Here is an 18,839-nt window from a genome sequence, read left to right on the forward strand (position 1 = left end):
CCGGTGTGAATCCTGAGATGTGCGCGGCTCTTAGAGCCCTTAGCTGGCCAATAGCTTCTGGATGCGCTTGACGGAAACCTTTTCCTTGGTGCCCAACTGCTGGGCGAAAAGCGAGACGCGCAGTTCTTCCAGGAGCCAGCGGGCATGGTCGAGCACCCGGGCGCGGCCCGGATCGAAAGCCGCGTAGCTGGCTTCTTCGCGGGCACTTTCCACCGCTTCCGCCGCGGTTTGCACCTGCCAGGCGAGCGAATCATCAGCTGCCGGATTCACCGCGGCCTTCTCGATGCGCAGTTTCGCGGCCTGGAGATAACGTGGCAGATCCCAGAAGCGGGCTGCCGGCGTGGCCCGCACAAAATCGGCGGGCATGAGCGCATCCAGATGAGCGCGCTCGTCGCTCATGGTGGCAAGCAGCGCCACCGAGCGGTTATCCCGTACCAGCTGTTCCACTTCAGCCCAGGCAGCCGCGGCCTTGCCCGCACCCTGCGCGATCAAGAACACTTCGTCCTCGAACTCGTCACGAGCCCACGCCTGTAATTCCTCAAATTCACGCCCGGAACGCAGCTCCTCCGGGCTGGCATCATTGGCCGCACCCCAGCGGTCGGCGAGATTCCGCGCCGCCGCCCACTGTAGATCAGCCACCAGCGCCGCAGTAGACGGTGCCGGGCTACCAGCCAGCTGCAAAGCCAGCTCGCCATCCCAGCGCGAGGTAATCCGGCCTTCGGGCAGCGCCAGCGCATCCGCGAGCAAACGAATCACGCCGCCGCGATGCACCCGCACCTGCTCACCCGGCTCCGCCACCACATCCAGCACAACCTTTCCGGCGCGGTCAGCAAGCGCAGGGTAAGCACGAACCGTCCCGGCCGGGCCCTCAGTTTCGATAACCGCCGGGATAATCCCCTGCTCCACCTCGGGCCAGCCGGTCAAAGCATCCCCGGACGCGAGTTCTGCGGCGGCCGCCCCGGCAGAACCGGTGGTGCCGGCCGAACGTGTGGTTGGCGCGCTCGCGGACGGCGTGCCTGCGGATGGCATGCCGGCGGATGGGGTTACCGCAGACTGTGCACTCGCGGAGTGCTTCGTGTCCTGTTTCGCTGAGCTGGGCTTACGCAACCGCGCCCGTGCCTCATCGAGGGCTTGGGCCACCGCCCCGGCTACCACGTTTTCCACCGCCGCCTTCGTTTGCGGGGCAAGACTGCGCTGTAAATATTCGAGCGACGTTGATTCCTCGAGAACCGCCCCCCGCTCCGAACGCACCCGGAAATTCACAGTCAGATGCGCAGGCAGATTCACCTCCTGCCATGCGGCGTCGTCGATCTCAATACCCCGCACGCGGGCCGTAGCCGCGCGAAAAGCCGTTTCGAACGAAACTGGTTCGCTACCGGCCGCGGCGCCGCCGGTAGCGTTACCGTCCGCGTCACCCCCGCGTGCGCCGGTATCGCCGTGCACGGCTTCCTCCCACGTGGGCAGCACCGCGCGGATATCGCGGGCCACGTCGGGAGCGGGCACCAGGTTGCGGCGCACGCGTTTGGGTAGCGCGCGGATCGTGGCGACCACGAGTTCGCCCAGCATTCCGGGCACCAGCCAGTCGAAACCGTCCGGGCGCAGGCGGGGGAGCAGCGCGATGGGTACGTCCACGGTGATGCCGTCGTTGAACGAGCCCGGCGCGAAGGTGTAGGTGATGGGCAGCGTAATATTGCCCTGGCGCCATTCGGTGGGGAAGTCCTCTTCCGCGGCGCTTCCGCCGGCCCCGCCCAGCAGGAAATCCTGCGTGAAATCGAGCAGCTCGGGGCGGGCGTGGCGTTCTTTCTTCCACCAGGAATCGAAATGCCGCCCGGAGACCACGCTCTCCGGGATGCGTTCCTCGTAGAACGCGGCCAGCGCGTCGTTATCGGCCACCAGGCCGTGGCGGCGCAGCTTATCTTCGGTGCGGCCGGCCTCCTCGAGGGCCGCGCGATTGCGGGCCAGGAACTCGTGGTGAGTGCGCCACTCGCCCTCCACCAGCCCGTGGCGGATGAACATCTCGCGGGCCAGCTCGCGTGCCGCATCCGAACCGGAAGTGGCCAGCAGCACGGGACGGTCCGCCACCAGGGTCACCCCGTAAAGCGTCACCTTTTCGTGGACCATCGCCGCGCCGTTCTTCGCCGACCAATACGGCTCCGAATAGGAACGCCGCACCAGCTTCTTCGCCAGCGGCTCGATCCACTCCGGCTGGATCGCGGCCACGGTGCGGGCGAAAAGCCGGGAAGTTTCCACCAGCTCGGCGGCCATCACCCAATCGGGAGTGCGCCGGTGCAGGCCAGAGCCCGGCCAGATCACGAAATGGGTGCCGCGCGCTCCCAGGTAATCGCGGCTGCGCGGGGAATAATTGCCGATATTGGAAAGCAGCCCCACCAGCAGCGATCGGTGAATCGCCCCCGACTCCGGGGTATCCGAACCGCGCCCGAGCTCACGGCACGCGTGGGCCACCGCCCCGGAATTCGGCGCCCCGCCCAGCTGAGGTGCCCCCGCACCCGCATCAGCCGCGGCGCGAATCTGCTTCGGGCTGGGCAGCGCCAGGCGGCGGATCGTCAGCTCCAGCGGCCGCGCCATCTGCTCGAGCTGCGCCACCACATCCGCCCACTCGCGATAGCGCAGGTAGTTGAGGAATTCCGCGCGGCACATGCGCCGGAACGCCGAACCGGACAGCTCGCGCGCCTGGGTGCGCAGATAGCGCCACAGCGTCAGATACGCGAGGAAATCCGAGGAGCCGGCCGTGAAACGCGCGTGGAATTGATCGGCCTGGGCGCGTTTCTCAGTGGGACGCTCGCGCACATCCTGCACCGACAGCGCCGCCACCAGCACCAACACTTCGGAAGCGCACCCGTTGCGCTGCGCCTCAATCAGCATGCGGCCCAGGCGCGGGTCGATAGGCAGGCGCGCGAGCTGCCGCCCGATGGCGGTCAGGCGCGGGGCGTGGCGGCTGTCCGCGCCGAAGGCGCCCGCAGCCCCGTACGTTATCGCTCCGATTTCTTCGAGGAGCTGGGTGCCGGCCCGCACCGCCCGCGCTTCGGGCGGGTCGATAAAAGGAAAATCGTCGACGGCGCCCAGCCCGAGCGCGAGCATCTGCAAAATCACCGCGGCCAACGAAGTCCGCTGAATCTCCGGCTGGGTGAATTCGGGCCGAGCCAGGAAATCATCCTCGGAATAGAGCCGGATTGCGATCCCGTCCGCAACGCGCCCGCACCGCCCCGACCGCTGATTAGCGCTCGCCTGCGAAATCGGCTCGATGGGCAGGCGCTGCACCTTCGTTTTATTCGAGTAGCGCGAAATGCGGGCGGTGCCCGGGTCAATCACGTACTTGATGCCGGGAACCGTCAGCGAAGTCTCCGCAATATTCGTGGCCAAGATAATGCGCCGGTAGGGCCCGGGCTGGAAAATTCGGTGCTGTTCCGCCGCGGAAAGCCGCGAAAACAGCGGCAGCACCTCCACGGCACCCGGCGCGCTGGAACTCCCCCCGGGCGCCACATACCGTGCCCCGAGCTCATCATCGAGCGCCTTCGCGGTATCCCGAATCTCGCCCTCCCCGGAGAGGAAAACCAGAATATCCCCCTCACCTTCCGCCATGAGCTCCTCGGCAGCCGCCACGATTCCACTCACCTGATCGAGTGCCCCCGCCCGGCCCGGGGTGCGCGGCGCGGTTACGCGCTGCGCACCGGCGTCGTCGTACTGTTCATCCTGGTCAGCGTCCTGTTCCTCATCGAGGGGCCGGTACCGGATTTCCACCGGATACGTGCGCCCGGACACTTCGATAATGGGCGCGGTGTCGCCGGGGCGGCCGCCCGCGCGGTGCTCGCCGAAATGCGCGGCGAAGCGCTCGGTGTCGATGGTCGCGGAGGTGATGATGACTTTGAGGTCGGGGCGCGCGGGCAGCAGGCGCGCGAGGTAGCCGAGGATGAAATCGATATTGAGGGAGCGTTCGTGCGCTTCGTCGATGATGAGGGTGTCGTAGCGCAGCAGTTGCGGATCGGATTGGATTTCCGCGAGCAGGATGCCGTCCGTCATGAGTTTGACGAGCGTGGTGGGGCCCACTTCTTCGGTGAAACGTACCTGATAGCCGACGGCGCCGCCGACTTTCTGCCCCAGTTCGGCCGCGATGCGTTCGGCAACCGAGCGGGCGGCGATGCGCCGCGGCTGGGTGTGCCCGATGAGCCCGGTGATGCCGCGGCCCAGCTCCAGGCAGATTTTCGGCAGCTGCGTGGTTTTCCCGGAGCCGGTTTCCCCGGCGATAATAACCACCTGGTTCGCGGCGATGGCCTCGCGGATCTCCGCGCGCCGAGCGGAAACGGGCAGAGTTTCCGGGTAGGTGATGTGCGGGACGGCGGTTCGGCGCGCTTCGAGTTGCGCGGGGGTGAAGGGCCGCGGCCCGCGCGGGTTGGTGCGGTTGCGGCGGTTGGAACGACGACGGCGCGAAGCGCCACCTCCCCGCCGGTTGGTCGAGCCATCACCGTTGCGCTGGTCGGTGCGGGCGTGGCGGTTGGCCTCGCCCTTGCCGGAGGGCGCTGCGGGTTCCTGAGACTTATCCATATCGTGCCTCATTATTCCACGCCTCCCCGGAGCTTCCTACCGGTTGGGGTTGCCCGCGGGCTAGTGAAACAGGTGGGGCCCGGGCGATTGCCCGGGCCCCACCTGCGTCGTCGTACTTAAAGATGCTGCGCTGGAAAGTGCCGTACGTGAAGGTGCCGTACGTAAAAGCGCCGCGGCTCAGGCGCGACTACACGTCAGAACGCGAGAAGCGCCAGCCACCCAGCGCGAGCAGCACCACCGCCAGCGCGCACCCCCATTTGTCTATTAGCCCCTCCGCTTCTTGGCCGGCTTCGGCTTTGCTGGTTTACCATCAATGGAGCTGCTGAATGATGGGGAAGTGCCTCTTGTTCATCATTTGCTAGTGGTTTTGCTTGGGAAGTGGCACTTGTCCATCATTGAGCCTGGGTTTGTGCGTCGCGGTGACCTAAAATTTACGTCATGAGGCTTGAAGACTTTACTGCCCCGCAGATGGGTTCGTTGGTGGACATTGCCGGCAGTGATCCCATTTTGGGTAGTTGGGAGCACAAGGCGTTCGTGCCCGCCGTGCTTCCTTCTGAGATGCCTGAGCTGTCTGGGCGGACTGTCGTCCAAGTCGCAAATGCCAGGTCTAGCTTGGCTGCTTTGGACGCTGTTGCCTTACAGCTTCTTAACCCTGCTCTTTTCAGAAGTTCTGTTCTTCGTCGGGAAGCGCAAAGCACCTCTGCTTTGGAAGGCATATATGCTCCTCTGGAGCGAGTCATGACAACTGATGTTGACTCGCCAGAAGACGAGACCATGCGTGAGATCGTCAACTATCTGGATATGTCCTATGCGGCTTTTGAATGGTTGAGTTACGGGAGAGAAATATCTGTTGGGATGCTTACTGCCCTGCAGGGGGAGCTGATGAAAGGCACTCGACTGGCTGGGCAATCCGGACGGCTGCGAGAGCGTCAGGTTGTCATAGGTAAGCGAAGTAGCGCCAAAGCAAATGAGCCAGCGATACTTTCCTCTAGGTTTGTTCCAGCTCCTCCGGGGGACTTGCTGATTTCGGGCGTCGAAAGGCTGGTGGAATGGATAGGGCAGGATCATTCTGAGCGGATAGACCCCGTGGTCGCCGCCGCAATGTCGCATTATCAGTTTGAGACTCTACATCCGTTTATGGATGGCAACGGCAGGCTCGGTAGGCTGCTGATAGTTCTGCACTTGATGTCTCAGGGTGTGCTTTCCGAGCCGACGCTTTCCGTTTCGCCTTGGTTTGAAGCCCGTCGAGCAGAATACTATGACCGGCTGCGTGCGGTAAGTACCGCCGGTAACTGGGATGAGTACATCGAATTTTTCGCCAGAGGAATAGGGCAATCGGCCAGCCAGGCCTTGCGCCAGGTGCAGGAGCTGATGCGTGTTCGAAATGTGCTCAAAGGCAAAGTGCGTGATTCTGGTCTACGTTCAGAAGCGGGTCTGCGTGTGGTCGATTTAGCCATCGCGAAAATCACTTTCACGACTAAGGCGCTAGCGGAAGAACTGGATCTTTCAGTGGCGCGAGCGGGCGAGCTAATTAGGCAGCTAGAGAATCTGGAAATCTTGGCCGCCGTCAACGAGAGCGCTCGGCCGAAAGTGTATTTCGCGCCTGCGATCGTTCGGGTGTTGGTTTGAGCCTGAGCCGACAGTGGCCTTCGGGGCGCTTTGGCGGGCATCTCGGCTGGCTTTTCCGGCTGTGAGGGGTGTGCTTCTCCTGCTGGTTTACCATCACAAGTGCCGATGAATGATGGGGAAGCGCCCCTTGTCCATCATTCGCCGGTTTGCCTGACTCGTGCAGATTAGTGACCCGACTGCCGGCTGCTGAGGGGTGGTGGGTCACTAAGGCTGTGCAAGTCAGGCCGGAGCTTCCTACCGGTGGGGGTTGGCCGCGGGCTAGTGAAACAGGTGGGGACCGGGCGATTGCCCGGTTCCCACCTGCGTCGTCGTGCTAAAAAACGCCGCGCTGGAAAGCGCCGCGGCTCAGGCGCGACTACACGTCAGAACGCGAGAAGCGCCAGCCACCCAGCGCGAGCAGCGCCACCGCCAGCGCGCACCACAACCCCAGACCGATGGCCGGGCTGGAAACCGTGAACGAGGTGACATCGGCGCCGGCGTTGAGGCCGGGCGGGCTGAGCGCCGCGGTGAGGAGCATCGGCGGCAGGTAGGGGATCACGAAACTGCGCACGAACTCCGAGGGAATAAGCGCGAGCACCGGGGACAGCATCATCACCGCGAGGATCAGCACGATGGTGCCGGCGGAACTGCGCAGCAGGTAGCCGATTCCCAGGGCCATCCACGCGGAGGTGACCATGGCGATGATGAAGTTGAGGTAGAGCCACCAGGCGTCGCCGCTGAAACCGATGGTGAGGCCGAAGAGGGTGCCCACCACGGCTCCCAGCACCAGGAGCACCAGGGTGGTGGCCAGGGCAACCAGGCTGAGCGCGAGGGTGCGGGCGGCCACGTTGCGCCAGCGGCGCGGGTCGGCGCTCACGGTGGAGCGCATGGTGTTCGCGGCGTATTCCGAGCACACCGTGACGGCGCCGAAAGCCACCATGATGATCTGGAAAATGGTGCTCGCGCTGATGAGGACGTAGGCGGCGAGCGAATGCTCCGCGCCCATCGCGGTGGCGTACGTGTTGAGTTCGAGCTCGCTGGAACCCCAGGCGGTTAGCGCGGTAATGGCCAGCGAGAAGAGGGTGCCGATGATGAGCGTCCAGCGCAGCGAGGGCAGCGTGAGGATCTTGCGCAGTTCGGAACGCAGCGAGCGGCCCAGCGTGACGCGGTAGCTCGGCGCAGCGAATTGGCTGATGCGCGGGGGGAGCTGAGCTAGCTGCGGCGCGGCGGCACCGGGAGCGCCGGGGCCGTGCGCGCCGGGGCTGGCGGGGACATAAGTAGTACTCATTGGTGGCCTCCCGGGAGGTTCGTGGCGGGGCGGCCCGCGCCGTATTCGACGTCGTGGCCGGTCAGGTCCATGAAAATATCTTCCAGCGAGCGGTGGATGGTGGCCAGTTCGTCCAGCTGCACCCCCGCCTCGAAGGCGATTTTGCCGATGTCCGCGCGCGAACCGCCCGGGATCGCGAAGCGGGCGATGGGTGCGGGTGCTGCGGACTGCGCGGCGGATGTGCCCGGCGCGGCTGCTGCGGACTGCGCGGCGGATGTGCCCGGCGCGGGTGCGGCGGTTGTGCCCGGTGCGGGTGCCGCAACCTCGCTAGCATCCTGGAACTCCAGCCCGGCCGCGCGCAGCGCGCTCTCCAGGCCAGCCCGGTTCGGGGAAGCCACCAGCACGGTGGTATTCGCCGCGGCCTCGGTGAAGCTTTCGATGGGCCCGAAGGCGATCATGCGCCCGCGCCCGATGACCAGCAGGTCGTCGGCGGTTTGCTGCATTTCGCTCATGAGATGCGAGGAGACCAAAATGGTGCGGCCCTGCTGCGCGAGCGTGCGCATGAGCAGACGCACCCAGCGCACCCCGTCCGGATCCAGGCCGTTTACGGGTTCGTCAAAGAGCAGCACTTCCGGGTCGCCCAGCAGCGCCGCGGCAATCCCGAGCCGCTGGCCCATGCCCAGCGAGAAGCCCTTGAGCTTGCGCTTGGCCACGCTCCCGATCCCGGTCAGCTCGATCACTTCGTCCACGCGCCGCGCGGGAATCCCGTGGGTGGCCGCCAGAATCTGCAGGTGGCTGCGCGCGCTGCGCGAGCCGTGGAAGGCCTTGCCGTCCAGCAGCGCACCCACCGTGGTGAGCGGGGAGGCAAGCTGCTCGTAAGGCAGCCCGGCAATGAGGGCGCGCCCGGAAGTGGGGCGATCCAGCCCCATAATGCAGCGCATTGTGGTGGATTTGCCCGAACCGTTCGGGCCGAGGAACCCGGTGATTTTCCCGGGCTGGAGCTGGAAACTCAGGTTATCAACCGCGGTGGTCGCACCGTAGCGTTTCGTCAGGGCTTCGACTGTTATCACAGGCAGTCCTTTCGTGCTGGATTGGTGAGTGCCCGGCCGCGCCGGCACTCGCGCCGCCCATTCTACAGCCGCCCCGCCCGCTCCCCGGTGGCGCTCATCTCATGGACGCACCGCCGCCCCGTGTCTCGCCGCCCCGTATTCGCGCAGTCCTAGAATGTGCCTATGCCGCAATCCTCACGCACCACCACCCGCATCCGCGCCCTCGACGGCATCCGCGCGCTCGCGATCATCGCGGTGGTGCTCTATCACATGCGCCCAGCGCTCCTCACCGGCGGTTTCGTGGGCGTCACGGTGTTCTTCGTGCTGTCCGGCTTCCTCATCACCCGCAGCGTGCTGCGCGAGCTGAGCCGCGAACGCCGTTTCTCCTACCGGCGCTACCTGCACCGTCGCCTCCTGCGCCTGTGGCCCCCGGTCCTCGTGACCATCGCGGGGAGCGCGCTCCTCAGCTACCTCATCGCGCCCAGCCTCCTCCCGAAAGTCCAGGCTGATGCCCTCCCGGCCGCGCTTTTCGCGAGTAACTGGGTCTATATTTTCCGCGAGGTTCCGTATTTCGCGGCCTCCGGTCTGCCGTCCCCGCTCACCCACCTGTGGTACCTGGGGGTCCTGGCCCAGTTTTACCTGGTCTGGCCGTTTATCTTGCTGGCCCTGCGCCGGGTGCGCTATTCGACGCTCCGGATCGTGGCAGGCTTGGCCCTTGCATCCGCCCTGCTCATGGCCGTGCTGTTCTTCGCGGGCCCGGATTCCACCCGCGCCTACTACGGCCTGGACACCCGCGCCGCCGAACTCCTCATCGGCGCGCTCGCGGCTCTCGTTTCGCCGTATGTTGCGTCTTTGTGGCCGCGCGCGGATAGTACGACGACGCCGCAGCCTCCCGCGCATTCCGCCACCGCCGCTTTCGGGTTGCGGGTGGGCACCGGCGCCGCTCTCCTGGCTTTGCTGGCGCTGGCTGTATGGGCGGATGGCGAATCGGCCCTCACGTACGCGGGTGGTTTAACGACGACGGCGCTCCTGACCGCCCTTATCGTGCTCACCGTGCACAACCCGCGGCTGGGCCTGAGCCGGGTGCTGGCCAGTGCGCCTTTTGCCTATGTGGGTTCGCGGTCCTTCTCCCTGTACCTGGTCCACTATCCGCTGCTCCTCCTCATGAATCCGGCTACCCGCACCGCGGAGATTTCCGGGGTGGCCAAGATCGGGCAGCTGCTGGTGGTGGGCTTGGTGGCGGAGCTGTTTTATCGCTGCGTGGAGCAGCCGAGCGCACACCTGGCGCGGGCCGGCTGGCGCGCGGGTTTGCGCAGCTGGTGGACTGGCCTGCGCGCGTGGCGCAGCGACATTCGCGCGTGGCGCACCGGCCCACGCAGCTGGCGCAACTGGCGCGGCCTGGTGAGCAAGCACCACCTCAGCAACACGCTCTTCGTGGTGCTCAGCGCGGTGTCTCTTCTTCTTGTGGCTCTGCTGGCTTTCGCGCCGATTCCCTGGCAGCGCCTCGCGGATTCCCGCGCGGTGGCGCTGCGCCCCGAGCTCGCCGCGCCCGCGCCTGCTATCTCCGCTCCGGCAGCCAGTGGCGCGGCACCCGGCGAAGCAGCCGCTTCGACCAACCCTGGCAACCCTGGTAGCCCGGCTAACCCGGCCGCTTCCGCCAGCCCGAACAGCGCTCCGGAACCCAACCCAACTCCTACGCCGGGCGCCCTCCAACCCATCGCCACCCAAGTCCCGGCCAACCTGGATACGTCGGCCTGGGCCAAGGACCCGGCCACCGGCGTTTGCTCCGCAAACGCCGTGATGATTGGCGATTCGGTCACCCTGGGCGCCACCGAGGCCCTCAAGGAGGTCCTCCCCAATTCGGTGGTGGACGGCAAGGTCAGCCGCCAATTCGCCGCCGGCGCGGAGGTGTTCGCCCAGCGCCAAGCCCTGGGGGAGAAACCGCGGGTGCTTATCTATGCGCTCGGTTCGAACGGGCTCATCGGCAGCGAGGCGGATATTCAGAAACTCGTGGATGCCGCCCAGGGTCTCCCCGTCTATTTCGTCACGAACCGCAGCCCGCTGGAGGCCCAAAACCCGAATAACGAGCTGCTCAAGTCCTATGCCGCCTCCCACCCCAACGTTGGCATTATCGACTGGTGGGCCGCCACCGAAGGCCACGAAGAATTCCTGCGCGACGATGGCATCCATCTCACACCCACCGGGCAGCAGCACTTCGCTACCCTTATCCAGCAGGCCCTGTGCGGGGCCTAAGCCAGCCGGAAAGGTAGGCGCGGTGCGCGTTCTCAATTCTCTTCTCGGGTTGCTTCTGGCCGCTTTCGCGGTGTTCACGGTGCAGCCGGCCTGGTTCGGCCCGGCTGCCCGGCTCGCCACCGTGGTGCCCGGGGCTCAGATCATGTCCAGCCGCGGGGCACTCGCGCTCGGGATGCTCATCGCCGCGCTCGCGGTGGGGCTGCTCGGCGCGGTCCGCAGGTATTTTGGGGGTGGGCGCGTGGCGGTGAGCTGCGCCGTCGTGCTACTACTCGTGGCCCTGGCGCATGCCGGAACCCTGAGCGGGCGCGGGCTGGAGCGGGAGGCCCTCGGCGCGCCCGCGGCCGGCGAGCTCACCGTGGTGCAGTACAACACGGAGGGTGGGCGTGTGGACCTGGATCACCTGGCCGATGCGATTGTGCGGGTGGGTGCGGATGCGGTCTCGCTGATTGAAACGTCGAGCGAGGCCGGCGCGGAGATTCAGGAGAAGCTGGCCGCGCGCGGGGCGGACTATCAGCTTTTTGACGGCGGGGTGTCGCGGTATAGCGCGGCGTGGCGGTCCTCGGTGCTGCTGGTGTCCGCCACGCGCGGGGAGTATGAAGCGGTGGATCTGAGCGAGACGTACGGGGAGGATGTGTCGCGCGCGGTGGCGGCGGCGCCGCGCGGCGGGGCGCGCCCGGATGCTCCGATGTTCGTGGCCGGGCACCCCACGGCGCCGGTACCTGCGTATATGGACCTGTGGCGCGCGGAGGCGCGGGCGCTGTACCGAGTGTGCGAGGCCGTGCCGGATGCGGTTGTTGCAGGGGATTTTAATTCGACGGCGGACCACCAGGCTGCCCTCAGCCCCGGCTCTACCTGCCGCGACCTGGGGGCCGACGCCGGAATCGGGGCGGTGGGGACCTGGCCCACCACGGTGCCCGCGCTGCTGGCCTCGCCGATTGATCGGGTCATGAGTTCGGGGGCCTACCGCGGGGTGGCCGGGGAGATCATCGATCCTGATAACGCCAGCGACCACCGCGGCATCATCGTGCGGCTCAAGCCTGCCTATTAATCCTTAGACAGGCTCGTCAAACGTGGGTGGTTCACTCCGCGAGAGCTTGGAGTGCGATGGCGCGGTTGTTGCGCACCACGGAGCGCACCTGAATCTCTTCCCATTCCCGCATGCCGCGCTGGAGCGCTTCGCGTGCTTGCGATGTGCATGCTGCTCCGAACTCGTCAATAACGAAAAGAAGAACTTCTTCCAGGCAGGGCCGGAACCTGCGCCCGCCCACCGGGAAGTGGACATCAGCAATCCGGGGAGTGCGCAGCGCATTTTTGAGGCGCCGGCGCGAGCGGCGGGAATGCTTGCCGCCCAGGAGCAAGGCGTGAGTCCATTCATCGCGATGGGAATGAACCTGGACATGCGCACAGGGGATATTTGAGCGCGGCGAGCGAATATAATCCCACCGCACCAGGGGCTCTTTTCCAACCCTTCCGTGAATCACTGAGAAGGTTGACTCATTAACAGCGAGTAAACCGGTTTTCGAATTGAGGAACACCTCGTAATCGAAGCGGACAATGAGGAAACGATCAACGCGAATATCACCCGACAAGATTTTTGACGGGAAAGCCGCCTTTGCGGTTTCGTGTTTCACTAGCGAGAAACTGGGGTCAATTAGCTCCCCAATTAGCTGTAGATGCGCCGCGAACTTATCGGCGCACTCATTCAAATGTGCGTTCACCACGGTACAACTCCTCGAAGCGATCCAGGATTTCCATTTCGAAGTAGGCGTTAGTTTCTTTTGGTCCAAGCTGGTAGTTATCAGCGCGCCAGTCGAATTCTTCCCGGGTCATTCTGACCTCACGCAAGATTTCTTCCTTGCGCTCGAGAACCTCTTCCAGCGAGTTGTAAACACGATCTGGTAAGCACAGCCGATCCTCAGCAATATCCATATGTCTCACTCCTTCAATCGCCTCACGGCGAAGTAGTTATTGTGTGCTTCTCCGTCATTCTTGCATGGTATGCAAGCGCAAAAAAGACAGATCCACAACCTGTGGAAAACCGGGGAGCAATTCTGTGGATAACGTCCAAACCGCTGTGATCGCCTCCTCCATTACTTTCAACGCCTCTGCCCGCTCCTCTACCACCCCAATCCCACTCCTTGAAAACTTCAGTCCCCTAGAATGGAAGACGTGGATTTGGATACGCTCTCGGAATGGTCTCCGGTTGTTTTTGACCTCTTAGATATTTTCGGGGTGTTCGTGGCGGCCATCCTCGGCGGCATGGTGGCCCGCGAAAAATCCTTCGACATCGTCGGTTTCGTTATCGTTGCGATTATCAGCGCTCTGGGCGGCGGCATGCTGCGCGATGTACTCATCCAGCAGGCGCCGCTTCTCAAGGAACCGCCGGTGGCGCTCACCAATCCCTACTATCTCAGCTGCGCCTTGCTCGGGGCGCTGGTGGCCTATCTGCTGCGCCTGCGCGGGAAATGGGTGCGGCGTTTCATGACGGTCATGGACGCCGCCGTCATGGGTGCCTGGACTGCCACCGGCGTGATCAAAACTCTCAACGCGGGGCTGGGTGTGATGCCGGCTGTCATGATGGGCATGATTACCGCGGTGGGTGGCGGGCTCATCCGCGACATCACGGTGGGCCGCACCCCGGTGATTTTCGGCGGCAATACTCTCTACGCCACGGCTTCGCTGATCGCGGCGTTCCCGGCGGTGGTGCTGTGGTACAACCACGCGCCGATGCTTGCGATGGCGGTTTCTACGCTGCTCGCTTCCCTGCTGGTGATTCTGGCTCGCGTTTTCGAGTGGTCGCTGCCCGTGAACCGCGACTATTCCGTTAACGACACGCTCCAGCACGTGAGTTCTTCGCTCAGTCGCCGGATGCATCGGTTGCGTGATGAGGAGCATCGCCGCCAGGCGCGCGCGGAACGCCAGGAACGTGCGGTACGACGGCGCAACCAATCCCGCCAGTCGCTTCGCGCGCGGGCGCTGAGCAAGAAGAGCCAAGCGAATTCTTCCGGATCAGGCGGCTCCGGCGATTCCGGGCCGAGCGGCTCAGGGAAGCCTTCCAGCGGCGGGCAATCCTCAGGGAGCTAATCAGCGCCCCCTTGTGCAACACCCCGTTCGCAAAGGGTATACGTCGTGGTTTTCACGCCTTGCCCGCCATCGCGCTGAACCACGCCTTCCTCCTGGAGCGGCTTGAGCGCGTAGCGGACCTGTGCGATGGACAGCCCTGTCAGTAGAGCGAGCTCTCCGGTGGACAGCGCCGTATCGTGAGCGCGCAAGGCCGCGACAATAGCGGGCGCGTTCCGGCTCAGTTCGCGGAGCCAAGAATCGGTATCCCGCGACGCCAAGAGTGGGCCGCTCGCAGTAGGCGAAGCAACTTCTTTCGAGGTATTTTCTTGCAGGAGAATTTCGGCAGGAACCGGCCCCGGGTCCACGAACGGTGAGATGCGTGCAGGAGATCCGAGAACCGCATCCACGTCAATATCATCGACAGATTGCGGGCGCGGGAAAACTACAGTGACTTTGACTCCCGTATCAATAATTGTGGGAGCGTCAAGCCCGTACCGTTTCATTTCGCGGAGCATCGTTTGGATGCCTCCCCCTTCGCCTTCAATAATATTATTTCCATCGGCGTCGGTCATATAGGTAGCGATGCGGTAGAGGTGCTGGTTGACCTGCACGCGGGTGAGCTCTTCGCTCAGTAACTGGGAAACTGTGAGCGACTTGAGCCCGCCGGGGGAAGAGATAATAAGTTTTCGCGGCTCCAAGCGGATATCGATGCTTTTTTCCGTGACTGTGTCAGGACCGAGATCTCGGTGAACCAAAGCGTTGGCCACTGCTTCGCGAATCGCGTTGAGGGGAAGTTCGGGGATGGAACGCAGGTCACCACTCGGGAGGTAAACCTGGTAACTCGTGAGATTCTGGCGAATCCAATCCATCACCGCGTCGAAGAGTTCCGGAACCGGCCCGTTGAACCGCTTTAAGCCAGAAGTTCGGGCCGTCGCGCGAGTACCCGAGTACCGGACGGCTACGGTTACCGTGAGGGCGGGGCAGGCCCCCTGGGGGAACGCACCTAATCCGTATAGTCCGGCGAGGGTGAGCTGGTCCTCGCGCACCACGCGAGTATTCCGCAGCACTTCTTCATCGGAGTTTTCACTCAACGAGCGAACCTCACGCCGGCACGCACGTATATATTTCTCCGCGAGGTCGGTTTGGAGGTCACTTACACTCGTATCCGCCACTACCCGTGAGTCTGGCGAATCAATGTCGCGGTCCGTCAGCTTGGCAACTTCCAGCATCCGCTGTTCGTTGGCCGGCATAACGTAATCACCGTCGGCCTGGCGCAGGTAAGGGCTTCGCTGGAACGTGGCGGGTTTATGCATGACAGCGAGCGGGTGCACCTGAGCCACTACAACGAATGTGCCGTTGACCGTCAGAGTTCGAGTTGTAATCGATGGTGCCGGGACGACCGCGTTTTGTGCAACGCTGGCGACCCCTGCTTCAATGTCTGCGGGGCGCGTAACACCGATAACATCGAAATTAGGCTCCGAGACTCCTAAAACAATGAAACCGCCCTCAGGCATATTAGCGAAGGCGCAGATTGTTTTCCCGAGGTCTTCCGGAAGGCCGCCTTGTGCGGCTTTGACCTCGTAAAACGTGTCGTCCCCGCAGTGCAGGCGCAAACGAGCAAGGAGGGCAAGCAGCTCTTCTTCGCTTTCTAACTTCGACATCACACTCATAGACTATTATGAGTCACAATGCTTTTCAATGTCTAAATCGAAGTCTGGGGCGCGAATTATTGCTTAGACGGTCAAAATTAGTGCCAAGACTATTAAAATCTATCGCAGACTCTCAATAAGACTGCGAAACTATGAGTCTAACTATAAGTCTAACTATGAGTCTGGCGTCCAGACTTTCAGTCTGCGCGCATCCCACTGCCGCACCATTCACGAGCTATTCGCTAACCATTGACCCACCGCCCGCGCCGTCGCTACATTTACTTATGTAACCGGGACTACAACCCACGCCAAAGGAGGCCATCGTTCCGATGTCGCTGTGATCCCCACTCAGCCCCGCTGAGACGCCGCACCCAGCACCCGCGTCCAAGGAGATCACCATGCCTGCCCTCATTCTTGACAATATTTCATTTTCCTACACCGCCCGCCCGCTCCTCGACCGCATCACTTTGCGCCTCGCCACCGCCGACCGCGCCGTCCTCATCGGCCCGAACGGCTGCGGCAAAACCACCCTGCTGCGTATCGCCGCAGGTCACCTCAGCCCCGAACGCGGCACCGTCACCCGCACCGGCGCCAGCACCATCCCATGGAACCCCGTGCCGAACGACGCCGCCGCCGCGACCGTCGCGCACTTCCTCGAAAGCACCTTCGCGCCCGCGCGGGAACTACTCGCCCGTTTCGAAACGCTCAGCGCACGCCTGGGGGAGGGCGGCCCGGTCGCGGCCGAATACGACCGGCTATTATCCGTGATCACCCGCCTGGACCTGTGGTCCCTTGAGGATCGGGTCGACGACGCTTTGGCTGGTCTGGGCCTGGATATGTTGGCTGGGAGTGGGCGCTCGCGGGAGCTGGTGACGCTCTCCCCGGGCCAGCGCGCGCGGCTGAACTTGGCTGTCACCCTGGTGGCCCGCCCGCAGGTCCTGATTTTGGACGAGCCCACCAATCATCTGGATGCGGAGGCGAGCGCGTACCTCAGCCATATGCTGCGTTCCTGGCCGGGTCCGGTGCTCATGTCCAGCCATGACCGGGCTTTTATTGAGGATGTTGCCACGATCATCGTGGATATGGATGTGAGCGTGTGGGCGCAGCTGGCGCGTGCCGAAGGTGGCGGCGAGGTGTGCGGGGTATGTGAGTGCCGCGGTACCTACACGGATTATCTTGCAGCCAAGCGTGATGCGGAGCAGCGCTACCGGGCGCTCTACCTGGCCCAACAAGAAGAAAAGACGCAGCTGCGCGCGCACCGCCAGGCAGCCGGCGGCATTGCCCGGGGCGGGGTGCGCTTGGCAAGCGCGGAGGGCAAGGCAAAGAAGTTCTTCGCGGATCGCGCCCAGAGCACGGCCACCCGCCGCACCCGCCACGACGACCGCAAACTCGAAGCCCTCGCCACCCGGGAAGTACGCAAACCCCGCAGCTACACTTTCGCGTTCCCGGATTACGCCGGTGTACCTGCCCGTCAATCCGCCGGCCTGGCGGTATCCGCTCGCGCGGCAGCGGTTCCCGGCCGCCTCGCCCCGGTTACCTTCGACCTTTCTCACGGCGAGCATCTCCTCGTCACCGGCGCCAATGGCAGCGGTAAATCCACGCTCCTTACCTGGATCGCCACCGGTACTCCGCCGTCTGCCACACCACTCGCCGCGGTATCGCCCGACTCTCCGCACCGCAGCGCGTCTTCTACCGCCGCGCAGCATGTCACCGCCCAGCCTTCCGGCACTCTCTCCTGCGCGGGCCCGCTGGCTTTCGTCCCGCAACGCCTCCCGCGCTGCGGAGATCCCGGCTTCACTCCGGAGGTCTGGAATTCCGGCATTGGCGAGCGGGGTACCGGAATCCTGCACCCGTCCATGTGGGCAACCCCGATATCCGAGCTTTCGGCCGGTAACCAGCGCCGTGCCCAGCTTGCCCTCGCGCTCGCGGCCCAGCCTGCTGTCCTCGTCATCGACGAATCCACCAACTACCTTGACTTGGCCGCCATGCACGCCCTCGAGGAATCCCTGACCCGCTGGCCGGGTACGATCATCCTCGCCACCCATGACCGCTGGCTTATTACCCACTGGCCCGGCCCGCGCCTCCACCTACCAGACTCGCGCCTTACCGTTCCGGAATCGAAGGGGCTTCACCTCCCCGCCCGCACCCGGTAGTCTCAATCTTGCACACCGCAATCCCGACCGTGCGAAAGGGGTGGTCCCCAATGGAGTTTCCAGATTCGATGCTTCCTCAGGCCGATACACATGCCAGCGGCCAGGCACCTCCAAGTACTCCACGTGAGTCATACGTACCGAATGAACTCACCGAGCAAGTAATTGAACACGCGGAGAAGATCATGGCGGGCGAACTTCCAGAAGACGGCGCCGTTTTCGATAATCTCCGCGACGCCCTCAATTTCCTCGACACTCTCGTCTAAGTCGACCCGTTCTGAAGCGGCAGCACCATTTCCACACCCCGCCACCTCCCCACTCCTCATGCGCCCTAATTCGGCATCGGCTTCTCGATCACCCGTCCGTTCGCCGCGGTAAAGTCCCACACCACGGTGCAGGCCGGAGTTTCCTCCCGCGTTGATCCATCCGACTGGCGCACCGCAATAGTGGCTCCCGGCTTTTTCACCGTGAAGTCGAAAGACTCAATCACATCGGTGTTCCGGTTGTATGCCACCCACCCCCGCGTGATCATCCACCCGTCGCCCTCCGAGCATCCCTCGAGGAGGCGAGTATCGGCTGCCGGCACCGCGGTTCCCTCGCGCACGCTCCCGTGGGAGACACCCCTCTCGTCCGCCATCCCAAAATCGGCATGCTCAATCAGGAAACGCATATCGCTTTTCAGAACGGGGCCGCCGTCAGCATCGTCCGGCACTCGCGTGCGCACGGTATAGTCACTCGCCTCGTCGCCCGAGTAAGTCACCGCAATGCGCCGTTCGCCCACGTAATTGAGGTCCTCCGGGCCTCCCTTGGCGTTGTCCCAGTGGATAATTCCCATCTCCGCTTCTGCGAGTTCGTCCACGAACGTCAGCGCCTCGCGGGCAATCGCCTCGCTGGTGTCACCGCTGTATGCATTTTGTTCTGCCTCCGAGGAGATCGGGCTTGCAGCGTTTGCGCCGCCGCCCGCTTTTTCTTTCAAGGCCGACGACGCCGCGCCGGTCTCGCTCCGCGATCCCGCCGCGGGGGCCTGGCCGCTACTCGTGCACGCCCCCAGCAAGCACACCGCGCATATCCCCGCCACGCCGCGGGCCACATTGTTCCATGCCATGCTTCATCCTATCGCCGCAACGGACTGTCCAGATTCCAGGCAGGTCAGGCCAGGCTCTTTGCTCGCCTCAGCCCCGACATGTGCACCGCCTTGAAACATGTTCCTCAAGCAGTAGCCACGCGCCAATTTGGCAAG

At 64.1% G+C, this 18,839-nt stretch carries 13 protein-coding genes; 6 read left to right on the plus strand and 7 right to left on the minus strand.

Annotation, left to right across the window (positions count from 1 at the left end):
- Positions 1–39: 39 nt before the first annotated feature.
- The gene (hrpA, locus tag QP305_RS06810; RefSeq protein WP_284904669.1) at positions 40–4,560 is read right to left on the minus strand and encodes an ATP-dependent RNA helicase HrpA; all 4,521 of its coding nucleotides are present in this window, start codon (positions 4,558–4,560) and stop codon (positions 40–42) included.
- A 438-nt stretch (positions 4,561–4,998) separates the two neighbouring features.
- Here hrpA and QP305_RS06815 point away from each other — a divergent pair, with 438 nt between their 5' ends.
- Positions 4,999–6,189 (plus strand): Fic family protein, encoded by a 1,191-nt coding sequence (locus QP305_RS06815; protein WP_284904670.1) that lies wholly within the window; start codon positions 4,999–5,001, stop codon positions 6,187–6,189.
- A 355-nt stretch (positions 6,190–6,544) separates the two neighbouring features.
- Here QP305_RS06815 and QP305_RS06820 read toward each other — a convergent pair whose 3' ends face one another.
- Entirely contained in the window at positions 6,545–7,456 is a 912-nt protein-coding gene (locus QP305_RS06820; protein WP_284904671.1) for a hypothetical protein, read from the minus strand.
- Positions 7,453–8,505, minus strand: coding sequence for an ABC transporter ATP-binding protein (locus QP305_RS06825; protein ID WP_284904672.1), 1,053 nt, complete (start codon positions 8,503–8,505; stop codon positions 7,453–7,455). Before QP305_RS06825 ends, QP305_RS06820 begins: the two co-directional genes overlap by 4 nt.
- Before the next feature lie 162 nt (positions 8,506–8,667).
- Between QP305_RS06825 and QP305_RS06830 the strand changes: the two genes are divergently transcribed.
- Complete coding sequence (locus QP305_RS06830) at positions 8,668–10,737, plus strand: acyltransferase family protein (RefSeq protein WP_284904673.1); 2,070 nt, start codon at positions 8,668–8,670, stop codon at positions 10,735–10,737.
- Between the two features lie 22 nt (positions 10,738–10,759).
- On the plus strand, positions 10,760–11,785 hold the full coding sequence (locus QP305_RS06835) for an endonuclease/exonuclease/phosphatase family protein (RefSeq protein ID WP_284904674.1): 1,026 nt from the start codon (positions 10,760–10,762) through the stop codon (positions 11,783–11,785).
- A 31-nt stretch (positions 11,786–11,816) separates the two neighbouring features.
- Here QP305_RS06835 and QP305_RS06840 read toward each other — a convergent pair whose 3' ends face one another.
- Positions 11,817–12,455, minus strand: a complete 639-nt coding sequence (locus QP305_RS06840) for a hypothetical protein (protein WP_284904675.1) — start codon at positions 12,453–12,455, stop codon at positions 11,817–11,819.
- Positions 12,436–12,666, minus strand: a complete 231-nt coding sequence (locus QP305_RS06845) for a hypothetical protein (RefSeq protein ID WP_087070256.1) — start codon at positions 12,664–12,666, stop codon at positions 12,436–12,438. The genes QP305_RS06840 and QP305_RS06845 overlap by 20 nt, the downstream gene beginning before the upstream one ends.
- Before the next feature lie 231 nt (positions 12,667–12,897).
- On the opposite strand from QP305_RS06845, the gene QP305_RS06850 reads away from it, so the two are divergent.
- A complete protein-coding gene (locus QP305_RS06850) occupies positions 12,898–13,821 on the plus strand; it encodes a trimeric intracellular cation channel family protein (RefSeq protein WP_284898950.1) in 924 nt (307 codons plus the stop codon).
- On the opposite strand, the gene QP305_RS06855 is transcribed toward QP305_RS06850, so the two are convergent.
- On the minus strand, positions 13,818–15,461 hold the full coding sequence (locus QP305_RS06855; protein WP_284904676.1) for an RNA-binding domain-containing protein: 1,644 nt from the start codon (positions 15,459–15,461) through the stop codon (positions 13,818–13,820). The two genes, QP305_RS06850 and QP305_RS06855, sit on opposite strands and share 4 nt — an antisense overlap.
- Positions 15,462–15,847: 386 nt before the next feature.
- Here QP305_RS06855 and QP305_RS06860 point away from each other — a divergent pair, with 386 nt between their 5' ends.
- Both QP305_RS06860 and QP305_RS06865 read left to right on the plus strand, forming a co-directional pair.
- Positions 15,848–17,602 carry an ATP-binding cassette domain-containing protein gene (locus QP305_RS06860; RefSeq protein WP_284904677.1) on the plus strand — a complete coding sequence of 585 codons (1,755 nt, stop codon included), beginning with the start codon at positions 15,848–15,850 and terminating at the stop codon, positions 17,600–17,602.
- Between the two features lie 50 nt (positions 17,603–17,652).
- Positions 17,653–17,865: a hypothetical protein gene (locus QP305_RS06865; RefSeq protein WP_284904678.1), complete on the plus strand. Its 213-nt coding sequence runs from the start codon at positions 17,653–17,655 to the stop codon at positions 17,863–17,865.
- A gap of 65 nt (positions 17,866–17,930) precedes the next feature.
- Here the strand turns inward: QP305_RS06865 and QP305_RS06870 are convergent, their stop codons facing one another.
- A complete protein-coding gene (locus QP305_RS06870) occupies positions 17,931–18,704 on the minus strand; it encodes a hypothetical protein (RefSeq protein WP_284904679.1) in 774 nt (257 codons plus the stop codon).
- Positions 18,705–18,839 lie beyond the last annotated feature (135 nt).

The sequence above is a fragment of the Actinotignum timonense genome, assembly GCF_030216305.1.
GTDB lineage: Bacteria > Actinomycetota > Actinomycetes > Actinomycetales > Actinomycetaceae > Actinotignum > Actinotignum timonense_A.

Excerpts from the sequence above, each read along its gene's own strand:
- QP305_RS06850 (WP_284898950.1), top strand. The coding sequence starts at position 12,898 with ATGGAAGACGTGGATTTGGATACGCTCTCGGAATGGTCTCCGGTTGTT.
- hrpA (WP_284904669.1), bottom strand. The coding sequence starts at position 4,560 with ATGGATAAGTCTCAGGAACCCGCAGCGCCCTCCGGCAAGGGCGAGGCC.
- QP305_RS06855 (WP_284904676.1), bottom strand. The coding sequence starts at position 15,461 with ATGTCGAAGTTAGAAAGCGAAGAAGAGCTGCTTGCCCTCCTTGCTCGT.
- QP305_RS06815 (WP_284904670.1), top strand. The coding sequence starts at position 4,999 with ATGAGGCTTGAAGACTTTACTGCCCCGCAGATGGGTTCGTTGGTGGAC.
- QP305_RS06870 (WP_284904679.1), bottom strand. The coding sequence starts at position 18,704 with ATGGCATGGAACAATGTGGCCCGCGGCGTGGCGGGGATATGCGCGGTG.
- QP305_RS06845 (WP_087070256.1), bottom strand. The coding sequence starts at position 12,666 with ATGGATATTGCTGAGGATCGGCTGTGCTTACCAGATCGTGTTTACAAC.
- QP305_RS06830 (WP_284904673.1), top strand. The coding sequence starts at position 8,668 with ATGCCGCAATCCTCACGCACCACCACCCGCATCCGCGCCCTCGACGGC.
- QP305_RS06860 (WP_284904677.1), top strand. The coding sequence starts at position 15,848 with ATGCCTGCCCTCATTCTTGACAATATTTCATTTTCCTACACCGCCCGC.
- QP305_RS06820 (WP_284904671.1), bottom strand. The coding sequence starts at position 7,456 with ATGAGTACTACTTATGTCCCCGCCAGCCCCGGCGCGCACGGCCCCGGC.
- QP305_RS06865 (WP_284904678.1), top strand. The coding sequence starts at position 17,653 with ATGGAGTTTCCAGATTCGATGCTTCCTCAGGCCGATACACATGCCAGC.